Annotated in this window: 1 protein-coding gene; it reads left to right on the top strand. The window is 68.8% G+C overall.

Annotated elements, in window-relative coordinates; translation table 11 throughout:
• Window positions 1–259 precede the first annotated feature (259 nt).
• The coding region (locus OEB96_RS00300; RefSeq protein WP_266213373.1) for a hypothetical protein at window positions 260–510 on the top strand (251 nt) is incomplete at its 3' end.

The following is a 510-nucleotide window of genomic DNA, read 5'->3' as shown; positions in this document are numbered from 1 at the left end:
CAGCGGTGACCGCATCACCCGGAGGAAGCTCGCCGAGCGCCCCCTGGAGCGCGGCAAACGGATTGGTGGACAGCGGCGGGGCGCCGTCGGTGGGGATCCTCGACTTGCGGCTCATCGGGTGGTAGGAGCGAGTCGTAGCACATCACCACCGGCCGAGCGTGCAATGAGGGTCGTGAGATCCGGCTTTTCCGGGGCAAGCCAGACGGGTGGTGCCACTCTGGCCGGGCTGCGGCGTTAGGTCGATACTCGGTGCATCGTCATGGAGCACGCCGAAGCCGAACGCCTTCTCACGCGGCTACAGCACGGCCGCAGCCGCCATGCCGCGAGGTACCCCAGCGCGCTCGAGGATCTCGAAGCTCGGATTCGCGAGACCGCCTCGTGGTGCGCCACCTTCCTCGATCCCTCAGCGATCGTTGCGTCGCTTCGGCCACCAGGGTTGGCCCCGCGCCCGCTGCCCGAGAACCGCTGGGAGGCTTTAGACGATGTCGTGGCGGCACGCCGCTGGGCCCT

Source organism: Paraliomyxa miuraensis, assembly GCF_026337845.1.
Classification (GTDB): Bacteria; Myxococcota_A; Polyangia; order Nannocystales; family Nannocystaceae; genus Paraliomyxa; species Paraliomyxa miuraensis.
The sequence above is the reverse complement of the archived record's forward strand: the minus strand, read 5'-3'. Positions and strand labels throughout refer to the sequence as shown.